Below are 4,876 nucleotides of genomic sequence, written 5' to 3'. Positions count from 1 at the left end.
AGGTGCCGTGATCGATATCCAGTAGCGCTCCCTGGGCGCCTTCAAACATCATCATATCACCACGTTTTCGGGCAGCGTCCAGCAATTCAGAGACATCCACTACCATCCTGGTCAGGATGTCAGCCACTGCTAGAATATCGTCAAGCACCGTTTTATAATCCACGGCTTCAGCCTGATAATACTGCACCAGCTGGAAGTTATAGTAATCTACGAGCTCTTTCAGCTTGGTGGCGAAAACATCTCTATTGAACAGATCCCCCACGCGCAGCGCTCGACGCGCCACTTTGTCTTCATAAGCCGGGCCGATACCGCGACCAGTGGTGCCGATGGCTTTGACGCCGCGGGCCTTTTCACGCGCGATGTCCATCGCCACGTGATAAGCAAGAATGAGTGGACACGCCTCGGAAATCAGCATGCGTTCGCGTACTGGAATACCCTGCGCTTCCAGCTCTCCCATCTCCTTCATCAGCGCTTCCGGCGACAACACGACGCCATTGGCGATGATGCTGACGACATTTTCACGTAGAATGCCTGAGGGGATCAAATGAAGGACGGTTTTTTCACCGTTGATAACTAAAGTATGACCGGCGTTGTGTCCGCCCTGATAGCGAACAACATATTTGGCCCGTTCGGTCAGCAGGTCGACGACCTTTCCTTTACCTTCGTCACCCCATTGGGTGCCTAATACTACGACGTTCTTACCCATCTCTTATTTTCACCAGATTGCTTAAATTTAGATTCTACCATCTGAATCCATGACTTTCAGTACTTTTTCTCGCCAGCTCGTGCTGCGATCAAACGCCCATTTTGCTACGCAACATATAGTGGATGACGCAGCCGGCGACCACTAAACTGCCGCCGAAGCGGCGCAATATCATATCCGGCAGTGTCGCCAGCGAACCTATCATCTTGCACCAGACGCCGGGGAACAGTGTCGGTCTCAATCCCTCTCCAGCACCAGTACCAAGCTAAGCGCCATCCAAATCGTCGGATTCATGACATAATCTCAAAACAAAAAGGCCCGAATGATCGGGCATTAGAAACACATTTATACCATTAAAATAATAGAAAATTATCTCAAATTGTAGTCCACGCAACGTCAACGTCAACGTCAACGTCAACGTCAACGTCAACGTCAACGTCAACGTCAACGTCAACTAATAAGGCCTCGATTTCCGCAGCTTTTCTATACACATTCGCACCCTTCGCTTCTTGCCTGCTACCATGAACCATGTGCTTTCCCGTTCTTCTCTCGCAAACACGCACGGTGAGTTTAGCATTTAGCATCAAGCGCGAAAAATTTAAAAGATTCTATGAAAATTCTTATTAGAAGTTATCGCCATGTTTAGATAAAGACACTAGATAACGTGCCTACGGCAAGCACCTCCATCGGCTTGAATTATCCTAACTGCATATTCTCCTGACCATTTTGGCATGGATACGGCAGCGCTGGCTTATGACTGGGAACACAGATGGAACAAGTATAAAGTTCCTGTATGGTTAAGGTAGATACACAATTAATATGGGTCCGTGGGTTGTGGCGATCTTTAATCGTAATGGTAATTCAGTAGTGGTTCGGACGCGTGCGGACTAGCAGCACAGGGACAATGAAAATATACTTTAGCGTGTCCGCTCTCCATCACGCGCCCGACCAGAGTCTGTGGTAGAAATCAATAAATCGATTAGGGATCGCTTATTCCATTTCAAGTTCATCGATTATTACTTTCAGCGCCATCGCGGAGGTAAATTTGCCGCCGTTTATAGTATGGGTAATAGTGACCAACGACAGGGCAGTGGCGTCAATTCCTCTTGTGAAGCCACATATCTTCATCGATATGGGACGGGAGACAGTTCAGCACGCCACTGCGCCTCATCCATTACCAATGGACCTAAGCGAAATGCGATTTCTATAACAGGTATGACTAAGGAATAGATTACTAAGAGGAGAGAAATTTGAACATAGTCGTAAAATTCATAGGTGAATTGATCTAAAATCTTGCTATATGATGATGGTAAGTCTGCTTTTAAGGGCTACTAAACTATTTTAATTGAGAAAGGGAAGGAGAAGCAATATTGATGTCGATTACTGCAGGAAGACAAAAATAGCTAACTTCAGGTAAACCAGACAGCTTTTCTATTTCTGGATACTGTTTTAGATAATATCTAGGATGAAGAATGAGTCTGGCTTTGATAATATCTAAACCATACATATTCTTTGATTCAAAATATCGACATTAATTGTAAGATTCTTTTGATGCACATGGATCAGGCATGTAAGAGAAATAATATGAGGTAGCAGTATTACCATAAGTATATGGTAATCTTCTTTAGGTAAACTCTTTGTTTGGGAGTTTGTAGTGTGAAAATATATAATCGGAACTATAGTGATTCTTATATTTATCAAACGGAATGTCTCTTCACTTGAAGGGCATTTACATAAGACATTATTAACATATATGAATCTCTCGGCAATCTGCTGTCTCTTTCGACAATCGGATATAAATTTACTAGTATTACATATATTTTTCTATATTGATTTATCCTGTGCTGCGTATAGTCATACGGCATGTGACATCTCCAATATTGCCTAGCTGTGAAGTTATTTACGGCGCTGATAAGGATCGTCGTGAGCACTTCACTCATTAATATAAACTTGGAGACGATTCATTTTTCATCAAAATGAGAACTAACACAATATAAGTAAACGCAGTGTATCATCAAAACTCAAAGCTTATGTTAAATTTTGATATCTTTTCAATGTCTTTCTGGCGCAATCAGGCTGCTGAGGATAAAATCTAGGTGATTAAAAAAGGAAGTATTTTAAGCTGGGTATGGTGTTCAATTATGGGAAGCTGAACATAGCGTTCTGAACGAGCCTTTCCTCATTTAAGCAAAGGCTCTTCTGGTTATAATCACTTCATAATAACGGAGCATCAGGCATCAAAAACAGATAGGGAAACCTAGTTCTGTCCAGGCGCAAAGCTTTGCGCACTCCTTGGCCGTGTTACTGGGCTTAGCTATGCATGTTAAGGCGAATACCAGCGAAGAAGTAGCTAGGGAATAAAATACCAGTGTTATTGTTACCATGAATAACTCTTTACGTAATTATTTATTTAAATATATAAACAAGATTATTGTTAATTTATTATTTACAATATTTACAAAGTGTCCCAGTAACAGAAATATTTCTTACCTAAAACACACACAGGGGTAACCATCCAAGGATGGAAGAAGCCTTATGTTCTAGGTTCACTGATAATTCCTAAATATAACTGAGTCGCGATGCGGATCGTAATAGCAGCACCTGTAGAAGATTTAATTATTGAAAGGTTAAATAGGATTATTGACATGCTCAATCCTAAAGATAGGATTGATGCCTAAAAGGAGAGCCATGTTAAATTAATTTAAACGAAATCTAGCTTTTTACCCACTTTCGACTTTATAGATTAAAGATTATGGCCAGTTTAAGCGGGCTGCTGAGCTGCTGCTGGCTTTATGTGCCTCTGGTGGTTTCTCTAGTCTGACGAAGTCAGCTGACCCACCCACAAAAACTCTCCCGTATAAATTGCGGACCTCTAAGTCGTCCAACGACGATGTCGGACAGGCCACAGATAGTACGGCATTTCCTCGCCGTACTGATTGATGACTTCGGCGGGCCGTTTTAGCCATTGCACGCCACAGAGCAGGCAGGCTTAACCGCAGACCGAGTTGTGTATTGACGTACCTCGCACACTCATACTTGATTGAATGTACGAGGTAACCATCAGGGACTATAGCTGACCGTGGTATCTTCCGGCGACTTCATGAATCGGAAGAAATCGCTTTCCTGGCTCAGTACCATTACATCATTGCTGCTGTTAAAGCTATTTTCATACGCGCGCAGGCTGCGGATAAAGGTGTAGAACGCCGGATCCCGACTGAACGCGTCGGCATACAGCTTAGCGGTTTCCGCATCTGCTTCACCGCGGGTAATCAGCGCCTGACGCTCGGCCTCAGCCAGCGTGCGGGTCACTTCGTAATCCGCAGCGGCACGCAACTTCTCCGCCTCTTCCTGGCCCTGGGACCGGTGGTGACGGGCGACGGCTTCACGTTCAGCACGCATGCGCTGATAAATCGCGTCCGACACTTCCGTCGGCAGGTTGATCTGCTTGATACGCACGTCCACAACTTCAATGCCCAGAGCCGCCATGCTGTTCGAGTTTATAACCGGCTGCAGGCCGTTGGTTTCATGCTCTACCAGCGCTGCGGCGGAAGCGATAGCATTATCGGCCGCAGTAGCCTGCGTTTCTTCATCGTCACCAGAGGTCCCGTTATTAAGCGCTTCGCGCACATCGGTCATCAGGCGGTTGCGAGAGTCGGTGACAATTCCCTTAACATCTAACCGGCCGATCTCCGAGCGCAAACGGTCGGAAAACTTACGTTTCAACAACACTTCCGCCTGCGACACGTCGCCGCCGCCAGTCGCCAGATAATAACGGCTGAAATCGCTGATACGCCATTTGATATAAGAGTCAACGATCAGGTCTTTCTTCTCCATGGTTACAAAGCGATCCGCCTGGTTTTCCATGGTTTGAATGCGCGCATTAAGATTCTTAACCGTTTCGATAAAAGGTATCTTTATGTGCAGGCCCGGATTGTAAATTAACGGCTTATTATCGTCGTCGCGCAAAACCTTACCAAAGCGCAGAACGATGCCGCGCTGGCCTTCCTGCACCACAAACAGTGACGCATACAGCACCACCATCACTATCACCACAATAAGCATTAGAGGCTTACGCATCGGTTACTCCCTCCTTTCGCGCATGGTATCTTCACGCTGTGCATTAGCACGTCGCTGATCCATGACCGTTCCGCTGGCATTGCCACCCGCGGCAGG

2 protein-coding genes and 1 pseudogene are annotated in these 4,876 nt (G+C 45.4%); all 3 read right to left on the bottom strand.

What is annotated here, in order from left to right:
- The coding region (locus tag BG74_RS15525; RefSeq protein ID WP_439895624.1) for an adenylosuccinate synthetase at positions 1-706 on the bottom strand (706 nt) is incomplete at its 3' end.
- Positions 707-794: 88 nt separating this feature from the next.
- A pseudogene (locus tag BG74_RS00845) lies at positions 795-997 on the bottom strand (DUF2065 domain-containing protein).
- Between the two features lie 2,766 nt (positions 998-3,763).
- On the bottom strand, positions 3,764-4,780 hold the full coding sequence (hflC, locus tag BG74_RS00840; protein ID WP_066595847.1) for a protease modulator HflC: 1,017 nt from the start codon (positions 4,778-4,780) through the stop codon (positions 3,764-3,766).
- Positions 4,781-4,876: the final 96 nt, after the last annotated feature.

It is taken from the genome of Sodalis-like endosymbiont of Proechinophthirus fluctus (assembly GCF_001602625.1).
In the GTDB taxonomy this organism is placed as follows: Bacteria; Pseudomonadota; Gammaproteobacteria; order Enterobacterales; family Enterobacteriaceae.
Note: the sequence above shows the minus strand (reverse complement) of the source record. Positions and strands in the feature narration are given on the sequence as shown.

What these genes read in the sequence shown, in the direction of transcription:
- hflC (WP_066595847.1), bottom strand. Translation starts at nt 4,780, where the DNA reads ATGCGTAAGCCTCTAATGCTTATTGTGGTGATAGTGATGGTGGTGCTG.